At 66.0% G+C, this 15,327-nt stretch carries 17 protein-coding genes and 1 pseudogene; 6 read left to right on the top strand and 12 right to left on the bottom strand.

The genetic code is table 11. From position 1 onward, the window contains the following. Window positions 1–114: 114 nt before the first annotated feature. The 4 genes from C489_RS04805 to C489_RS04790 form a co-directional block, all read right to left on the bottom strand. On the bottom strand, window positions 115–1,347 hold the full coding sequence (locus C489_RS04805; RefSeq protein ID WP_006430035.1) for a GNAT family N-acetyltransferase: 1,233 nt from the start codon (window positions 1,345–1,347) through the stop codon (window positions 115–117). Window positions 1,348–1,469: 122 nt separating this feature from the next. Next, window positions 1,470–2,627 (bottom strand): pyridoxal phosphate-dependent aminotransferase, encoded by a 1,158-nt coding sequence (locus C489_RS04800; protein ID WP_006430034.1) that lies wholly within the window; start codon window positions 2,625–2,627, stop codon window positions 1,470–1,472. Window positions 2,628–2,629: 2 nt separating this feature from the next. After that, a complete protein-coding gene (locus tag C489_RS04795) occupies window positions 2,630–3,115 on the bottom strand; it encodes an Lrp/AsnC family transcriptional regulator (protein WP_006430033.1) in 486 nt (161 codons plus the stop codon). Window positions 3,116–3,443: 328 nt separating this feature from the next. Continuing rightward, entirely contained in the window at window positions 3,444–4,109 is a 666-nt protein-coding gene (locus C489_RS04790; protein ID WP_006430032.1) for a hypothetical protein, read from the bottom strand. 117 nt (window positions 4,110–4,226) lie between these two features. On the opposite strand from C489_RS04790, the gene C489_RS04785 reads away from it, so the two are divergent. The 4 genes from C489_RS04785 (at window position 4,227) to C489_RS04770 (ending at window position 7,246) form a co-directional block, all read left to right on the top strand. Further along, entirely contained in the window at window positions 4,227–4,451 is a 225-nt protein-coding gene (locus C489_RS04785) for a hypothetical protein (protein ID WP_006430031.1), read from the top strand. Window positions 4,452–4,532: 81 nt separating this feature from the next. Further along, on the top strand, window positions 4,533–5,096 hold the full coding sequence (locus tag C489_RS04780) for a thioredoxin family protein (RefSeq protein ID WP_049890626.1): 564 nt from the start codon (window positions 4,533–4,535) through the stop codon (window positions 5,094–5,096). Window positions 5,097–5,176: 80 nt separating this feature from the next. Next, on the top strand, window positions 5,177–5,965 hold the full coding sequence (locus tag C489_RS04775; RefSeq protein WP_006430029.1) for an HpcH/HpaI aldolase family protein: 789 nt from the start codon (window positions 5,177–5,179) through the stop codon (window positions 5,963–5,965). Window positions 5,966–6,085: 120 nt separating this feature from the next. Further along, window positions 6,086–7,246 carry a mechanosensitive ion channel family protein gene (locus tag C489_RS04770; protein WP_006430028.1) on the top strand — a complete coding sequence of 387 codons (1,161 nt, stop codon included), beginning with the start codon at window positions 6,086–6,088 and terminating at the stop codon, window positions 7,244–7,246. 30 nt (window positions 7,247–7,276) lie between these two features. Here C489_RS04770 and C489_RS04765 read toward each other — a convergent pair whose 3' ends face one another. Then, window positions 7,277–8,395 (bottom strand): NADH:flavin oxidoreductase/NADH oxidase, encoded by a 1,119-nt coding sequence (locus tag C489_RS04765; RefSeq protein WP_006430027.1) that lies wholly within the window; start codon window positions 8,393–8,395, stop codon window positions 7,277–7,279. Between the two features lie 136 nt (window positions 8,396–8,531). Between C489_RS04765 and C489_RS04760 the strand changes: the two genes are divergently transcribed. Next, window positions 8,532–9,410, top strand: a complete 879-nt coding sequence (locus C489_RS04760; RefSeq protein WP_006430026.1) for a BtpA/SgcQ family protein — start codon at window positions 8,532–8,534, stop codon at window positions 9,408–9,410. A 17-nt stretch (window positions 9,411–9,427) separates the two neighbouring features. On the opposite strand, the gene C489_RS04755 is transcribed toward C489_RS04760, so the two are convergent. From C489_RS04755 to C489_RS04740, 4 genes are all read right to left on the bottom strand, one after another. Beyond that, window positions 9,428–10,666: a tripartite tricarboxylate transporter permease gene (locus C489_RS04755; protein ID WP_006430025.1), complete on the bottom strand. Its 1,239-nt coding sequence runs from the start codon at window positions 10,664–10,666 to the stop codon at window positions 9,428–9,430. Between the two features lie 159 nt (window positions 10,667–10,825). After that, on the bottom strand, window positions 10,826–11,179 hold the full coding sequence (rpl12p, locus tag C489_RS04750; RefSeq protein WP_006430024.1) for a 50S ribosomal protein P1: 354 nt from the start codon (window positions 11,177–11,179) through the stop codon (window positions 10,826–10,828). A 21-nt stretch (window positions 11,180–11,200) separates the two neighbouring features. Continuing rightward, entirely contained in the window at window positions 11,201–12,250 is a 1,050-nt protein-coding gene (locus C489_RS04745) for a 50S ribosomal protein L10 (RefSeq protein WP_006430023.1), read from the bottom strand. 1 nt (window position 12,251) lies between these two features. Continuing rightward, entirely contained in the window at window positions 12,252–12,884 is a 633-nt protein-coding gene (locus tag C489_RS04740; RefSeq protein ID WP_006430022.1) for a 50S ribosomal protein L1, read from the bottom strand. 278 nt (window positions 12,885–13,162) lie between these two features. Here C489_RS04740 and C489_RS04735 point away from each other — a divergent pair, with 278 nt between their 5' ends. Beyond that, window positions 13,163–13,768 carry a hypothetical protein gene (locus C489_RS04735; RefSeq protein WP_006430021.1) on the top strand — a complete coding sequence of 202 codons (606 nt, stop codon included), beginning with the start codon at window positions 13,163–13,165 and terminating at the stop codon, window positions 13,766–13,768. Between the two features lie 243 nt (window positions 13,769–14,011). Here C489_RS04735 and C489_RS04730 read toward each other — a convergent pair whose 3' ends face one another. From C489_RS04730 to C489_RS04720, 3 genes and pseudogenes are all read right to left on the bottom strand, one after another. Next, on the bottom strand, window positions 14,012–14,500 hold the full coding sequence (locus C489_RS04730) for a 50S ribosomal protein L11 (RefSeq protein ID WP_006430020.1): 489 nt from the start codon (window positions 14,498–14,500) through the stop codon (window positions 14,012–14,014). A gap of 91 nt (window positions 14,501–14,591) precedes the next feature. After that, a pseudogene (gene cutA / locus C489_RS04725) lies at window positions 14,592–14,969 on the bottom strand (divalent-cation tolerance protein CutA). Window positions 14,970–15,019: 50 nt separating this feature from the next. Next, on the bottom strand, window positions 15,020–15,211 hold the full coding sequence (locus C489_RS04720; RefSeq protein WP_006430019.1) for an HEWD family protein: 192 nt from the start codon (window positions 15,209–15,211) through the stop codon (window positions 15,020–15,022). Window positions 15,212–15,327 lie beyond the last annotated feature (116 nt).

Here is a 15,327-nt window from a genome sequence, read left to right as displayed (position 1 = left end):
CTATTTCAGTGTCGTGGCCGAGCACTAGTATGTCAATTGATGTCATGATGTGTCTCCGATCGCGACTCCGTCTGCCGCCCCGCACCGAACGGATACCCACGGTCAGCGAGCCGTTCAGAACCGGTCGGTCAGCGCAACCGCCGTTTCGGGGAAGAGCGTCGACATCGTCTCGAGCGAGGCCGACTCCGCTGCCTCGAGTCGCCCCGTTCGCTCGAGAGCGCTCGCCGATCGGAAGCCAACGACGAGCTGAGAGAGCGCGCCGATATCGAGGCGGACGTCGGCGGACGACTCCGGAGTTGTGCGGTCACCCAGTCGGCGACACTCCGCGCGGCCGTCCGAGACCGCGAGCCGGAACGTCCCGTCGTTCCACTCGGCGAGCGAGTCCTCGACGGCGAGCGTTACGGTCGCCTCGCGGTCCGGATAGGCGAGCGCAGAGAGCGTCTCCGCAACGTCGACGACGCGGACCATCGGCCCGTTCTCGACGGTCGTCTCGATCCGATCCGGCTCTCGAGCGATCGCACGAATCGGCACCGCTTCGGGCACGCGGAGGCGAACGCGCTGCACCTGGGACTCGTGATCGTAGCAAAAAGACAGCAGCGCCACCACGGCCTCGTGGTCGACGGCGACGAGTTCGGAGACGACCATCGTCCGGTCGCCGTCCGTCCCGTCCATCGTGTAGACGAGGTACCCCTGCACCCGCCCGTCGCGTTCGTACGCGTAGACGAAGGGATCGCGCTCGTGGCCGGCGAAGACGCGGTGTCGCCACCACTCCTCGTCGCGCTCGAGGGCGAGCGAGTACCGGTCGGCGTACGTCTCGTAGGCCGACTCGAGCGCGTCGTACTCGTCGGCCTCGAGTCGGCGGAACGAACCCGCGTCCCGGTCGACGGCGTCGGCCGCGACCGAGAGCACGCTCGGGTCACACTCGTGGGTCACAATCTGTGTGCCGGTGTCCCAGCCGTACTGCCGGTAGAACCGATAGCGGAACGGCCACAGGACCGAGAACCGCACGTCGTGGTCGCGGTACTCGGCGAGCGACCGGGCGAGCAACTGCCGGACGTAGCCGCGACGGCGGTACTCGGGTGGGGTCGCGACCGACGCCAACCCGGCGGTCCGATGGCCCTCGTCGCGCACGCGGGCCTCGATCCAGTAGTGCCGACAGACGCTGCGCGGCTCCGCGTCGTCTGCCGCCCCGTCCTCATACACGCCGCGCCGGGAGCCGAGGGTGTCCCGTGGCGTTTCGTGGTCCGCGGGATCGTACGCCGGAACCCCCTCCTCGGGCCGGAACGCGTAGCTGCGATACTCGTGGAACACGTCCCGTTCGTCCGGAATGGGACGATAGTCGACCATACTACCGAGAGCGCGGGCGACCGAGAAAACTGTTCGTGATGCCACCGCCGCCCGAGTCTCGGCTCACAGACGGCGCGAGGCGCTGTTGCGTTCAGTATCGACGGCAAAAAACGAGGCCGACCTCAGACGTGTTCTTCGACGAAAGCTTCGATCCGATTTAGCGCCTTCCGCAGGTCCTCGAGTCCGGTCGCATAGGAGATTCGCAGGTGGCCCTCGCCGCCGTCGCCGAAGACGTCGCCGGGAACGACGGCGACGCCCTGTTCGCGCAGGACTTCCTCGGCGAACTCCTCAGCGGTAAATCCTTCGGGAACCTCGGGGAAGCAGTAGAACGCCCCCTTGGCCTCGAAGACGTCCAGCCCGATTTCGCGGAATCGCGAGAGGACGAACTGCCGGCGGCGGTCGTACTGATCGACCATCTCCTGAACGTCGTTCGCACAGGAGTCCAAGGCCTCGAGTGCGGCGTGTTGGGCCGTCGTCGGCGCGGACAGCATCGTGTACTGGTGGATCTTGTTCATCGCGCCGATGGCGTCGGCGGGGCCGAGCGCGTAGCCCAGTCGGAGGCCGGTCATCGCGTGGGCCTTCGAGAAGCCGTTGAAGACGATGGTGCGCTCGCGCATGCCCTCGAAGCTCGCGATCGAGGTGTGCTCGCCGTCGTAGGTCAACTCGGCGTAGATCTCGTCCGAGAGGACCGTCAGGTCGTGCTCGCGGGCGAACTCTGCGATCGGCTCGAGGTCCTCGGCGGGCATGATCGCGCCCGTCGGATTGTTGGGATAACAGAGGACCAGCATGTCCGCGTCGGCCGCGCCGGCCGCCTCGAGGCCCTCCACGGTGAGTCGGAAGTCGTCTTCCTCTTTCGTGGGGACCGGCAGCACCTCGCCGCCGGCGAAGATGACGCCGGGCTCGTAGGAGATGTACGACGGCTGGGCGATCGCGACCGTGTCGCCGGGATCGACGAACGCCCGGAAGGCCAGATCGACCGCCTCGCTCGCGCCGGCGGTGACGAGGATCTCCTCGTCGGGGTCGTACCCCAGTTCGAACCGGTCGGCGACGTAGTCCGCGATCGCCTCGCGGAGTTCGCGCTTGCCACGGTTTGCCGTATAGGAGGTCTTCCCCTGCTCTAAGGACGTGATCGCCGCGTCGCGGGCCGCCCACGGCGTCGCGAAGTCGGGTTCACCGACGCCCAGCGAGATGACCTCGTCGCGTTCCTCGGCGATCTCGAAGAAGCGTCGGATGCCCGAGGGCGGCACCGTCTGCACGCGGTCTGACAGTTCGAACGTCATTGTCAGGGTGAGAACGAGAGGCGGTCGTCGCCCTCGCCGTCGCCGAGTTCGATCCCGTTCTCCTTGTAGGAGGTCATCACGTAGTGAGTGACTGTCTGGGTGATCTCGGGGACCGGCGCGACCTTCTCGCTGATGAACTGCGAGACCTCGCGGATGGAGTCGCCCTCGACCTCCATATCGAAGTCGTAATCGCCGCTGATCAGCCGCAGGGCCTTGACCTGCGGGAACCGTGCGAGGCGCTCTGCGATGTCGTCGTAACCCGTCTCGCGGTCGAGCGTGACGTTCAACTCGACCTCGGCTCGGACGCGTTCGTCTTCCAGTTTGTCCCAGTCGACGACCGCCTGGTACCCCCGGACGACGCCCGCTGCCTCGAGCTCCTCGATGGTCGCCTCGACCTCGTCTTCCTCGAGGTCGGTCATTCGCGCGATATCCGCCGTGGAGTACCGCGCGTTCTCACGAAGCAACTCGAGCACCTCGCGTTCGCTCATATGCACCCTCATCGCAGGGTGGGCAAAAAGGCGTTGCTACTCGCCGTCGATTTCGGTCCCGCTCGAAACGCTCGAGAGTGGTTCCGAATAGAACCGTCTCGAGGGTGTTTCCTAATGCAGCGACGACTCGCAGCGCGGACAGATTCGGGACTGCATCGGCACGCGCCGATCGCAGTCGGGGCAGGTGATCTCGTCTTCCAGCTGGAACCAATGTGGGCGACCCATCGTAACCGCTCCGAGGGTTCCACGTCCGGCGTATAAACCCCACTGCACGAAATACCGACTATCCAGACAGAAATATAGTCTCGAGTTCTGAACCGATCGAGCGCTATCGGTAGTTCTTGAACAGCAGCGCCCGCACGTCGTCTTTCGTCTGGACCTGTTCGCTCGAGCCGTCCGGGAGTTCGACGGTGTATCGGAAGTCCGCCGAGTCCGATTCCGTCCACTTGTCGTCGTGGGTCTCGAGCAGGCTCATCATCTCGTCTAACATCTCGTCGTCGTCGGCCGAGCCGTCGCCGTCTCCACCGTCGTCGCTGTCGTCGGCTGCCGTCTCGCCGTCCCCGTCGTCAGCGTCCGATTCGCCGTCGGAGTCCGCTCCGTCGGCGGACTCGTCCGCCGCGTCCGCCGATTCGTCTTCGCTCGAGGCGTCGTCGTCTGCCCCGTCCGTCTCGGAATCGGGGTCGTCGGCATCCTCGTCGAGCACCTCGTCGGCCGCCGGTGTCTCGCCTTCGACGTAGGAGACCTCCTCGAGTTCGTGGGGGTCGTCGTCGCCCTCGATCGCGGCCCCGACGGACGCCGAAACGTCGTCGGTCGCCGAGGAGTCGAACTCGCCGTCGATATCGATCTCGATGTCCTCGTCGAGGTTATCGATCAGGAACTGCACGGCGTCCCGTTCGCGGACGAACCCGTACTTGCCGACGACCGAATCGGAGATTTCCTCGCGGAGGTACTGGATGAACGCGTACTGTTCGTCGGTGACCTCGAGCGTCTTCATACCCAGTCGATGCGGCCCGGGGGTACTAATATGTAAGTCGTCGCGCGTGGTGTCTGAATCGAATCGCACGGAACGACACCGGAATTAAGTGGCTCCGGGAGCCAGTGTCGAACGGCTATGGACGAGGTACTCGAACTCGCCGACGTCGTCGCCGATTCGGAACTCGAGGGCCTGTTCGTCTGGCTGCTTCGACTGGTCGGCCTGCTAGCGATCCTGGGCGGCCTCGGACTCTGGCTGCTGACCGACATCAGCCTGCTCGTCCCGCTCGCCCTGATCGTCGGCGGGATCGCCCTGCTGGTCGTCCCCGGCTTGCTCCTCAAGTTCGCGGAACTGTTCGGCTAGGTGTCGCGGTCGGGGTCGACGGGACGTGACCCGACTCCCCCGAACGTGACGATTAAGGACGAACGACACGAACCGGTCGATATGGTTCTCAAAGAATCCGAATCCGAACTCGAGGCCGGCGACGCCGCGCCGGCGTTCGAACTCGAGGGCGTCGACGGCGAGACGTATTCCCTCGAGAACTTCGCCGACGACGAGGCGCTGCTGGTCGTGTTCACGTGTAACCACTGCCCGTACGCGCAGGCGAAGTTCGACCTGCTGAACGAGGTAGCCGAGGAGTACGACGACGTGTCGGTCGTCGGGATCAACTCGAACGACGCCGAGGAGTACCCCGAAGACTCGTTCGAGAAGATGCGGGAGTTCGTCGACGACGGAAGAGTCCAGTACGACGCCTACCTCCGGGACGAGAGTCAGGCCGTCGCCCGCGAGTACGGCGCGGTCTGTACGCCGGACCCGTTCCTGTTCGCACGCGAGGACGGCGAGTTCCGACTGGCCTACCACGGCCGACTCGACGACGCGCCGAACCCCGACGACGACCCGAGCCGGTTCCAGATCCGCGAAACGATCGACGCCGTCCTGGCCGGCGAGGACGTCGACCTCGAGTGGCAGCCCTCCCGCGGCTGTTCGATCAAGTGGAAAGACGAGTAAGCCGTTTTCGCCCGGGAAACCCGGACACTGCGTCGTTCGGCCCCAGACTTTAGTCGCCCGTCGGTGTGGAAGACAGCGGTATGAGTCAGGAACCGCGCGGTAACGCGCTCCGCGAGACGCTCGAGAACGACGAGGTCGCACTGGGCGTCCTCGAGAACACGTACAGCCCGGCGGTCGTCGAACTCTACGCGACCCTCGGCGCGGACTTCGTCTGGATCGACCTCGAGCACGGCGGGCCGAGCCCGCGGGACGCAGAGACGCTGGAAGCGCTTCTGCGGGCGGCCGACGGCACCGACACGGAGCTACTGGTGCGCGTGCCCGACACCGATCCGTCGCTGGTCCGGAAGGTACTGGACGCGGGCGTTCGGAACGTGTTCCTCCCGCGGGTCGGCAGCAGCGAGGAACTCGAAGCCGCAGCCCGAGCGGGCCGGTTCGAGTACGACGGCGAGCCCGGCCGGCGCGGGATGGCGAACCCGCGCGCGAGCCGCTGGGGACTGACCGACGACTACGTGACCAGCGAAGACGACTCGGTCGTCGTCGGCGTCACGATAGAGACCGCCTCGGCGCTCGACGACCTCGAGTCGATCCTCGCGGTCCCCGAACTCGGGTTCGTCTTCATCGGCCCGCTGGATCTCTCGGTCTCGCTCGGTCATCCCGGTGAGTTCGACCATCCCGAGGTCGAGGAAGCCATCGAGACGATCCGGTCGGCGGCCGTCGAGGCGGACGTGCCGGTCGGCGGGCTCGGGTTCGGTATGGAGGACGTCAACGAGAAGGCGCGGAACGGCTACCAGCTGCTGAATATCGGGACGACGACCGGCGCGTTACAGTCCTCGGTCACTGGCTGGCTGGACGACTACGACGGCCGCTAACCGGACCCGCTGGCCGTCTCTCGGCGATTGTCCGGCCGACGAGACCGACTGACAGCGATAGGGCGGTTGCAACTGCCGGGATGGCTCTCAAATGCTCCGACTCGCTACTATCGACGCCGGATGTTCCGTGTCCTCTCGAGCGTCTTTCCGCTTCGATCGTCCCTCCGACCGGAGCCGATCCCGTGGCTACAGGAGACCTATCTGTCGTCGTTCGAGGCGCAGGTGGTCGCGACGCTGCTGGTCGTCGCGGTACTCCCCGTCGGGATCAGGGCCGCCTCGCACGTCCGCTCGATCGTCCGCCGCCGCAACGGCAGGCAACTCGCCGAGGCGAGCGCCGTTCTCGTACTCGCAAGTATCGTTTTCCTGTCAGTCTACGCGTTCAGCGTGATTTGGCAGGTTACCTATGTGCTCAGCGTCACCCTCGAGACGATGCTGATCGATCGGTGGCTCGCCGCCCAGCAACTGATCAGCGTCGCGGTGGTCGTCATCGCCTATCTCGCGATCAGGTTCGTCAACCGGTCGATCGACAAGTTGGCCCAAACGAACGCGCTCACCAAACACCAGAGCGAGGTCGCCTATCACGTCACGGATATCGGGATCGTCGCCTTCGCCGGGACTGTCTTGCTCACCCTCTGGGGAATCGACCTGACCAACATCTTTATCGGCGCGGGTGCGATCACGGCGGTCGTCGCGCTGACGGCTCGCGAAACGCTGACGGCCATGCTCGCCGGATTCATCCTGCTGTTCTCGCGGCCGTTCGCCGTCGGCGACTGGATCGAGGTCGACGAGACGACCGGCATCGTCACCGATGTCACCATCTTCACGACCAAGATCCAGACGTTCGGCGACAAGCACGTCCTCATCCCCAACGATCAGGTCACGAACAACCCGCTGACGAACTACTCGAAAAACGACCAGCTCCGGATCGATGTCGACGTCGGTGTCGACTACACTGACGACCTCGAGCACGCCCGGTCGGTTATCGTCGACGCCGTCGGCGACCTCGAGGAGATCAAGAACGCGCCCAATCCGCAGGTGATCGCAAAACGGTTCGACGAGTCGGCGGTGGTCCTCGAATGTCGCGTCTGGATCGGCGATCCGACGATGCGACGCAAGCTCGACGCCCAGACGGCGATGATCGAGGCGATCATGGACGCGTTCGACCGCGAGGGGATCACGATCCCCTACCCCCAACGAGTCCACGCCGCTCGCGACGATTCCGGGTTTCGGGTGAGCGGTCCGAATCCCGAAGAGACGGGGATCAGACCGATAAACGACTGAGTGTGCTGAGAGCTGCGATAGACCCGGAGACTACCGCTGGACCGCGCGACGGTACTGGACCGGCCACTCCTCGGCGACCGCCTCGGGATCGCGCTCGAGGTCGCCGGCCGCGCGCAGCCCGAAGTACGGATCGCGGAGGAACTCCCGACCGACGAGGACGAGGTCGGCCCGGCCGTTCCGGACCAGCGCGTCGGCCTGTTCGGGTTCGGTGACGCCGCCGACCGCGCCGACGGCGACGTCGGCTCCCTCGCGGACTCGCTCGGCCAGTGGCACCTGAAAGTTCGGTCCCGCCGGGGGCGCTTGGTCAGGGTGGAGTCCGCCCGAACTAACGTCGACCAGATCGACGCCCAGTTCGGCGAGGTCGTCGGCCAGCCGCACCGACTGCTCGATGTCCCACGAGTCGCGGTCGTCGAGCCAGTCCGTGCCGGAGATGCGGACGAAGACCGGCTTGCCATCGGGCCAGACCTCGCGGACGGCCGCGACGACCTCGCGGACCAGTCGCGTGCGGTTCTCGAAGCTGCCACCGTACTCGTCATCGCGGTCGTTCGTGACCGGCGAGAGGAACTCGTGGAGCAGGTAGCCGTGTGCCGCGTGGACCTCGGCGATTTCGAACCCGGCCTCAAGCGAGCGCTCGGCCGCGGCGCGGTAGGCGTCGATCACGCCCTGAATGTCCTCGGCGTCGGCCTTCCGCATCGCCGGCCGGTCGCCGTCGAACGGCGGATAGGCCTCGGGCGACGGCGAGAGGACTTCCCAGCCCGACGCGCCGTCGGGGTCGGTCTCGTCCGGCCCGATCGGGACGTTCCCGTCCCACGGGCGCTTCTTGCTCGCCTTGTGGCCCGCGTGGGCGAGTTGAATCCCCGGGACCCCGCCTTGCTCGCGGACGAACTCGGTGATCGGCTCGAGCGCGGCCGCGTGCTCGTCGCTCCAGATGCCGAGGTCGTGGGGGGTGATCCGGCCCGCGGGGGAGACGGCGGTCGCTTCGGTCATGACGATACCGGCTCCGCCGACGGCTCGACTCCCGAGGTGGACCCGATGCCACTCGGTCGGCAGCCCGTCGGGGTCACAGGAGTACTGGCACATCGGCGAGACGGCGATTCGGTTCGATGCCTCGGAATCGCCCAACGACAGCGCAGAGAGTGCGTCGGTCATCGACCGGGCGTAGTCACGTCATCGGGAAAACGACCGCGGACGGGGATGGCATTGCCGCCTACTGTGGTACCGGATAGCGAGTCGCGCCCGCGGCGGTCCCACGACCACTTATCCCGATCGCGGGCAGAGAGCCGGTATGACCGCCTCGAGTCCGTTCGACGCGACCCCGTCGGATTCGGCCCTGTTCGAGACCGGCCGCCCAGTCATCGGCATGGTTCACCTCCCGCCGTTGCCCGGCGCGCCGGGGTTCGGCAGCGGGACCGAAGACGAGAACGGCCGCGAGGCCGTCCGAACTCGCGCGCTCGAGGACGCCGCCCGGCTCGAGGCGGGTGGAATCGACGGCATCATCCTCGAGAACTTCGGCGACGCGCCGTTCTACCCCGAGGACGTACCCAAACACGTCGTCGCGGAGATGACCGCGATCGCGACGGCGCTGACCGACGCCGTCGACGTGCCGGTCGGGATCAACGTGCTCCGCAACGACGCCGCGGCGGCGCTGTCGGTCGCCGCGGCCGCCGACGCCGACTTCGTCCGCGTTAACGTCCACGTTGGCACCGCTGCGACCGATCAGGGGATCCTCGAGGGCCGCGCCCACGAGACGCTCCGGCTGCGCGAGCGACTCGAGGCCGACATCGCGATCCTCGCGGACGTCCACGTCAAGCACGCGACGCCGATCGGCGAGACCGGTATCGACCGCGCGGCCCTCGAGACGGTCGAACGCGGCGGTGCCGACTGCGTCATCGTCTCCGGCCCCGGAACCGGCGCGGAAACGCCGCTCGCGGACATCGAACGCGTCGCCGAGGTGCTCGCCGATCCCGACGGCGACCGTGCGCCCGTGTTCGTCGGCAGCGGCGTGACGACCGAAACGGTCGCCGACTGTCTCGAGGCGGGCGCGGACGGCGTCATCGTCGGCACCGCACTCAAACGCGGTGGCGAGACGACGAATCCCGTCTCGCAGGAGCGCGTCGAGAGACTCGTAGCGAGCGCTCGAGCGGCCGGCTCGAGCGACGACTGAATCAGATCGGCGGCGAGTCAAAGACCCAACATTAGCGGCCCGATCAGCACGCCCATCAGATGCACCCGTCGGCACCGCAATCGAACCGGGACCAATCCGATCGCGGTCGCCGCGGCGAAGATGACGATGCCCAGCGGGCCGGTAAACAGGTACGAGAGGACGAGCAACAGGACGAGAACGGCGGCCGAAATCTTCCAGTAGGTGAGCCGGCCGACCACCTCGAGGTAGGCGTCCCCGACGACGATCACGAGCGCGAAGCCGAGCAGGCCCGCGAGGACCACGCCCGCGAGCAGGACCGGCAACTCGAGGGGCGCGGCCGTCTCCTCGAAGGCGACCAACACGCCGGTTCGGGGCTGACCGAGGGCGACCAGTGCGAACAGCGCGAAAATCGTGTTCGCCGTGTCGACGCCGCTGGTCGCGACGATGTAACCGCGGTCACTGGCTCCGTCGGGGACGACCGCCAGCACCGCGACGGCGGCGATAGCCGCTGAAATCCCCGGGATGTAGCCGACCACAGCCCCCGCGAGCGCGCCGGCGACCGCCGTCGTCCCGACGAACCGCCGAGATGTCGTGACTCCCTCACCGTCCTGTGGCGGAATCCCGCTCCCGCGAATCGCGTCGATCAGCACCGGCGCACCGAAGAGACCGGCGAAGAGGGGAGCGAGGGTGCCGCCCGCCTCGAGCGGGGCGTCCGCCGAGAGGTCGAGCGTGAGCGTGCCGAGGCCAGTCGCGAGCGCGAACGAGGACAGCCCGCCGAACCGGCCGCGCCACGTGGGTTCCGAGGCGATCAGCGCGACCGCAACCATCGCGAGGACGAGCGACAGGTGCGCCCGGATCGTCGGATAGGCGGTCGTCACGGCTCGAGTTACCGGGATGGCGAGCGGGACCGCCGCGAGCACGGCGAGGATACTGCCGAGCGCGGAGAGCCGGATCGCTTCGGAGCCTCGACCCTCGAGCACCAGCCGGTGGCCCGGCAGCGCGGTGATCGCCATCTCGGCGTCGGGTACTCCGAGCGCCATCGCGGGGACCGCGTTCAGGAAGGTGTGGACGACGCCCGCGGCGAGCATCGCACAGCCGACGAACAGCGGCGGGCCGGGGACCGACGGCGCGACCCCCGCGAGCAGGAACGCGAAGTTGTTGGCGTGGAGCCCCGGGACGAGCCCGCTACAGCTACCGAGCAGCGAGCCGGCAAGCACCCACGCGAGGAGCTGCAGGGTCAGCGCCGGCTCGGTGACGACCTCGACTGGGGCGGGCATTGCCGGCTCTGGCCGCGCCCTCGGTTATAGGTTCTCGGATCGCCACTCGCCGCTCAATCCAGCAGTCGGGCTGGTTCGAGACGGACGGCGTCGCCACTTGCCCTCGAGTCGAAAGAAAAATCGGTGTTGACAGATCGTCGAAACCGGATCGACGCGACGTTATCCGAAGAGTTCGCCGAGGCCTTCGCCGTCTGCCTCGTCGTCCTCGTCGTCGTCGTCCGTCGTGTCCGGCACGTCGCTGGTCTCTTCGGCTTCCTCCTCGGCTTCGTCGCCGCCTTCGTCAGCAGCGGCCTCGCCACCCGCGGCACCGCCTGCGGCGGCCCCGCCAGCGGGGACAGCTGCGGCCTCGGAGACTGCCTCGTCGATGTCGACGTCCTCGAGTGCGGCGACGAGCGCCTTGACTCGGGATTCCTCGACGTCGACGCCGGCGGCGTCGAGCACGTTCGTCAGGTTGTCTTCGTTGATCTCTTCGCCCGATTCGTTCAGGATGAGTGCAGCGTATACGTATTCCATTGTTGTGTCCTCGTGTCGTCGTTATCCGAACATTTCGCCGAGACCGGCCGCGCCGTCGCCGTCGTCTTCATCGTCGTCATCGTCGGCGTCAGCATCGGCGTCTTCGGTCTCAGCGTCGTCTTCGGTTTGGTCGTCGGCCGATTCGTCCTCGTCGTCGGCTGCCGCCGGCTCGGCGGCCGCCGCGACGTCCTGAAGCTCGTCAGGAAGCGCCTCCTCGTCGTCGATCTGGGCAGCGATCGCACGCAGCTGTGCGTCGGCCTTGCTGACGAGGTCGGGCATGAGGGCTTCGTCCTCGATTGCGGCCTGCAGGCCGAGGCTCTTGGCCTCGCCCGTGGCCTTCGCGACGAGCGTCGGCGCGGTCGACTCGGTCGGGTAGCTCGCGTTGACCGAGAGGTTCCGAGCGCGAGCGGCCGCCGTCGACACGTCGCTCCGGTAGGCCTCGATGTCGATGTCGAGATCCTCGGGGTCGAAGAGGACGCCGTCGGCGATGACGGCGCGAAGGTCGAGACCGACCTCCTTGGGCTCGATCCCGAGTTCGTTGAGGACGTTCGCCAGATCCGCGGAGACTTCTTCGCCGGCCTCGAGGACCGTCGAGTCTTCCATGACCTGGATCGATCCTTCTTCGATGCGCGCGTTCGCACCGATACCTTGGAGTTCACCGACGAACGGCCCCGGGTCGACACCGGTGTCCCCTTCGGGGATGACGATGTCGTTCGGGGCAACCTCGCCCTCGTTGATCGGGGCGGGCGTCTTCGATGCCTCGAGTTCCTTGTAGAGCGAGAACGGGTTCTCGTTGGTCGCGATGATCCCGACCTGTCCCCCGATGTGCTCGACGAGGTCGCCGAATCCGGCGTCCTCGAGGGCGCGCGTCTGCAGGGTGTTGCGGCTGACGCGCAACACGGCGGTTCCGTGCAGGTCGCGGCGCATGTCCTGAAGCTGTTTCGAGGGGATGCCGGCGATGCCGACGACGCCGACGCTCTCGTAGTCGTCGATGATCTGGCCGAGCTCGTCGACTTCCTCTCGCTTCCACTGGGGAAGGTTCTCGGTTTTGCGTTCAGCCTGTGCGCTCATATTAGGCTACCTCCACGGACGGGCCCATCGTCGTCTTGACGTAGACGGCGTCGATGTTCTGGGGCCCCTTCTCGAGGTCGGCGTGCAGTCGACGCAGGATGACGTCGATGTTGTCGCCGATGTCCTCGGCGTCCATGTCTTCGGCACCGACGAGCGTGTGGAACGTTCGTCGGTCGCCGGAGCGAAGCTGCACGGTGTTTTTGAGTCGGTTGACGGTTTCGACGACGTCGTCGTCGGGCGCGAGCGGGTCCGGCATCTTCCCTCGGGGACCGAGAATGGTACCCAGGTGCCGGGCGATGTCTTGCATCATCGCCTCTTCGGCGATGAAGAAGTCCGTCTCGTCGGCCATGTCCTTCGCGTCGTCGTCGTCCAAATCGGCCACGTCGTCCACCGAAAGGACCTCGTCCGCCGCCTCCTCGGCGCGGACTCCAGTCTCTCCTTCGGCGATGACGACGATCCGAGTTTCCTGGCCGGTTCCGGCCGGCAGGACGATCGACTCGTCAACGCGGTTCGACGGTTCGTTCAGGTCTAAGTCGCGCAGATTAATCGCGAGGTCTACCGTCTCGGTAAAGTTCCGGTCCGGCGAGTCCTCGAGTGCGCGGGCTACTGCTGTTTCAATATCCGAATCTGCCATCGTTCACCTCCGTAGTACGCAGGGTATGCTCCTACGGGTCAGTGAAACAGGCGATGCCTGTCTCCCTTGAACCAAGTGCCATCCCGAACTTAAACCCGTCGAACTGCCAGTACGATCGTCACACGACACCGTGTACGGTCTCGCCGTCCAACGCGGTACTGTGCTGGTCGAGACTGAAACGCAGCTGGCCCAGAACCGTTGCGTTCCGTGACAGTATCCGAATAGTAAATCTCTCAATAACCGAAAGTTCTATAATTCGAACTGCTGTAACGTAGTCCATGGGGCCAGTAGACTTATATACTATAGTTGGGGCGGCAGCGGTCGACTCGGTCGCGACGCTGGCGGGCGGCGGCGAACTCGAGGCGTATCGATCGCTCGAGCCGCTCGTTCGCGTGGGGATCCAATTTGCGGGGACCGTCCTCGTCGCGATAATCGTCCTCGGACTGTGTCAGCGATCCGGCACGCAGGCCGTGGCGAAGTCGCGTCGCAGTCCGATCATCTCGAGCTGTATCGGACTGCCGAGCCTGCTCGTCGTCGTCGGGCTCGCGAGTACGGGCTACCTGATCGTCGACTCGAGCATCGGGACGTTCTTCGGGATTCCGCTGGTGATTCTCGGCGTCGTCGTCCTGCCCGTGGCGACGGCACTCGGCCTCGTCGCGATCGGCCGCACCGTCGCGTCGCGACTCGGTGACGACCGGCTCGGCGTCGGGGTTCTCGCGGGCGCGCTCCTCTGTGGGATTGCCGGAGTGTCGCTGCCGGCGACCGTTGTCCTCGCCGGTCTCGCCGGCGTGCTCGGCATCGGCGCGAGCATCCGCGTCGTGTTCGGCGCGACCGGGGCGGCCCGGCCGGACGATCGAACCGTCCCGCCCGCGAATAAAATCTAGTCACGCGCGACCGCGACGCTCGAGTCGGTCACCCCTTTAGCCGTCTGTCGCAACACGCGCCGCTCGTTCTCGGTTCGGCGACACTGCCGAGCGACCGTACTCGATACTCGAGACTGGTCGGTGACTGGTCGACATCGATCGAGAGACCACTGGCTCGAGCGGGAGGTCAATAGAGAAATCCGGCGACGCGTTTCCGAACGGCCCCGAACAAGCGGGTGCTCGCTCGCGTCTCGAGCGCGTCGATTACGCTTCCGCTTCAGCCGCAAGCACGTCGTCGTACTCGCCGTCGTCGACTCGCTGCTTGAATTCTCGAGCGTCGTTGCCCTCGATCGTGACGCCCATCGAGGCGCAGGTGCCGACGACTTCCTTCGCGGCGTTGATGGTGTCGTAGGCGAGCAGGTCGGGGTGTTTCTGCTCGGCGATTTTCTTGACCTGTTCGACGGAGATGTCCGCGACGAAGTCCTTCTGGGGTTCGCCGCTGCCGGTCTCGAAACCGGCCTCGTCTTTGACCAGTGCGGCCGTCGGTGGGACACCGACGTCGATCTCGAAGGAGCCGTCGTCCTCGTAGTCGACGGTGACGGGGACTTCGGTTCCGTCGAACGCTTCGGTTTGGTCGTTGATATCCTGCACGACAGCTTGCACGTCGACGGGGGTCGGTCCGAGCTCGGGACCGAGCGGTGGGCCAGGGTTGGCCTGGCCACCCGGAACGAGCACTTCGATGGTTCCAGCCATACCCGTCACAACCCGTGCGCGAGTTTTAAGGGTTGCTAATTCGGGCAGTCATCGTCTGTGAGCGACTGACGTACGCTCCCCGCGGCCGCGATTACTCGATGCTGTCCGCTCGCCAGTCGGCGAACGACTCGAGGATATCGTCCTCGTCGAAGCGCTCGATACAGGGGAATGTCGTAGGGGCCCGCACGCGCGAGACGAGGTCGATCGGAGGCGTCGTCGGTCGTCTTCGTGAGCAACACGATTTCGTCGTCGCGGTGATCTCGCCCTCCCAGCGGTATAGTAGCTCTTGAAAGTCAATGCACACCCGATCGCGGATAGCGTTGCGATCGATGTGTGAATCGTTTCAAGAGCTACTAGAGGTCGAGGTCGTCTCGAGTCGATTGACGCAGGCGGCGAGTCGCTCCTCGACCAGCGTTTCGGCGAGTTCGTCGGCCGCGTCGGGCGGCGCTGTAATGTAGGCAGTCGGCATGGGGGTCGCTACGCTCGAGTCGGGCAAAAGCGCTCCTTTCGAGGCGTCGATCAGCTATCCGTCGCGTCGACCGGCGTGAAAGTGCCGGTGATATCCCACTCATGAATACAATGTGGATTGCCGACCTGTTTCTCGCCGTCGTCGCGGGCGATCTGCCAGGCCTCGAGGTCTTCGTCCCACTGTTCGCCTCGACCGCACGCTTCGCATACTCTTGCCATCGGTTTCCGTACCTGTGCGCTCATTACCCAACCGTGAGAACTCGACACATATAACGGTATTCGTGTACGGCAAGCGCCGCTCCGCAGTTCGGGGGTCGAATCAGGTCTGAAAGCCGGGGTCGTTCGTGCGTCGATACGTC

The organism is Natrinema versiforme JCM 10478, from assembly GCF_000337195.1.
Taxonomy (GTDB): Archaea; Halobacteriota; Halobacteria; order Halobacteriales; family Natrialbaceae; genus Natrinema; species Natrinema versiforme.
Note: the sequence above shows the minus strand (reverse complement) of the source record. Positions and strands in the feature narration are given on the sequence as shown.

Excerpts from the sequence above, each read along its gene's own strand:
- C489_RS04805 (WP_006430035.1), bottom strand. The coding sequence starts at position 1,347 with ATGGTCGACTATCGTCCCATTCCGGACGAACGGGACGTGTTCCACGAG.
- C489_RS04800 (WP_006430034.1), bottom strand. The coding sequence starts at position 2,627 with ATGACGTTCGAACTGTCAGACCGCGTGCAGACGGTGCCGCCCTCGGGC.
- C489_RS04795 (WP_006430033.1), bottom strand. The coding sequence starts at position 3,115 with ATGAGCGAACGCGAGGTGCTCGAGTTGCTTCGTGAGAACGCGCGGTAC.
- C489_RS04790 (WP_006430032.1), bottom strand. The coding sequence starts at position 4,109 with ATGAAGACGCTCGAGGTCACCGACGAACAGTACGCGTTCATCCAGTAC.
- C489_RS04785 (WP_006430031.1), top strand. The coding sequence starts at position 4,227 with ATGGACGAGGTACTCGAACTCGCCGACGTCGTCGCCGATTCGGAACTC.
- C489_RS04780 (WP_049890626.1), top strand. The coding sequence starts at position 4,533 with ATGGTTCTCAAAGAATCCGAATCCGAACTCGAGGCCGGCGACGCCGCG.
- C489_RS04775 (WP_006430029.1), top strand. The coding sequence starts at position 5,177 with ATGAGTCAGGAACCGCGCGGTAACGCGCTCCGCGAGACGCTCGAGAAC.
- C489_RS04770 (WP_006430028.1), top strand. The coding sequence starts at position 6,086 with ATGTTCCGTGTCCTCTCGAGCGTCTTTCCGCTTCGATCGTCCCTCCGA.
- C489_RS04765 (WP_006430027.1), bottom strand. The coding sequence starts at position 8,395 with ATGACCGACGCACTCTCTGCGCTGTCGTTGGGCGATTCCGAGGCATCG.
- C489_RS04760 (WP_006430026.1), top strand. The coding sequence starts at position 8,532 with ATGACCGCCTCGAGTCCGTTCGACGCGACCCCGTCGGATTCGGCCCTG.
- C489_RS04755 (WP_006430025.1), bottom strand. The coding sequence starts at position 10,666 with ATGCCCGCCCCAGTCGAGGTCGTCACCGAGCCGGCGCTGACCCTGCAG.
- rpl12p (WP_006430024.1), bottom strand. The coding sequence starts at position 11,179 with ATGGAATACGTATACGCTGCACTCATCCTGAACGAATCGGGCGAAGAG.
- C489_RS04745 (WP_006430023.1), bottom strand. The coding sequence starts at position 12,250 with ATGAGCGCACAGGCTGAACGCAAAACCGAGAACCTTCCCCAGTGGAAG.
- C489_RS04740 (WP_006430022.1), bottom strand. The coding sequence starts at position 12,884 with ATGGCAGATTCGGATATTGAAACAGCAGTAGCCCGCGCACTCGAGGAC.
- C489_RS04735 (WP_006430021.1), top strand. The coding sequence starts at position 13,163 with ATGGGGCCAGTAGACTTATATACTATAGTTGGGGCGGCAGCGGTCGAC.
- C489_RS04730 (WP_006430020.1), bottom strand. The coding sequence starts at position 14,500 with ATGGCTGGAACCATCGAAGTGCTCGTTCCGGGTGGCCAGGCCAACCCT.
- C489_RS04720 (WP_006430019.1), bottom strand. The coding sequence starts at position 15,211 with ATGAGCGCACAGGTACGGAAACCGATGGCAAGAGTATGCGAAGCGTGC.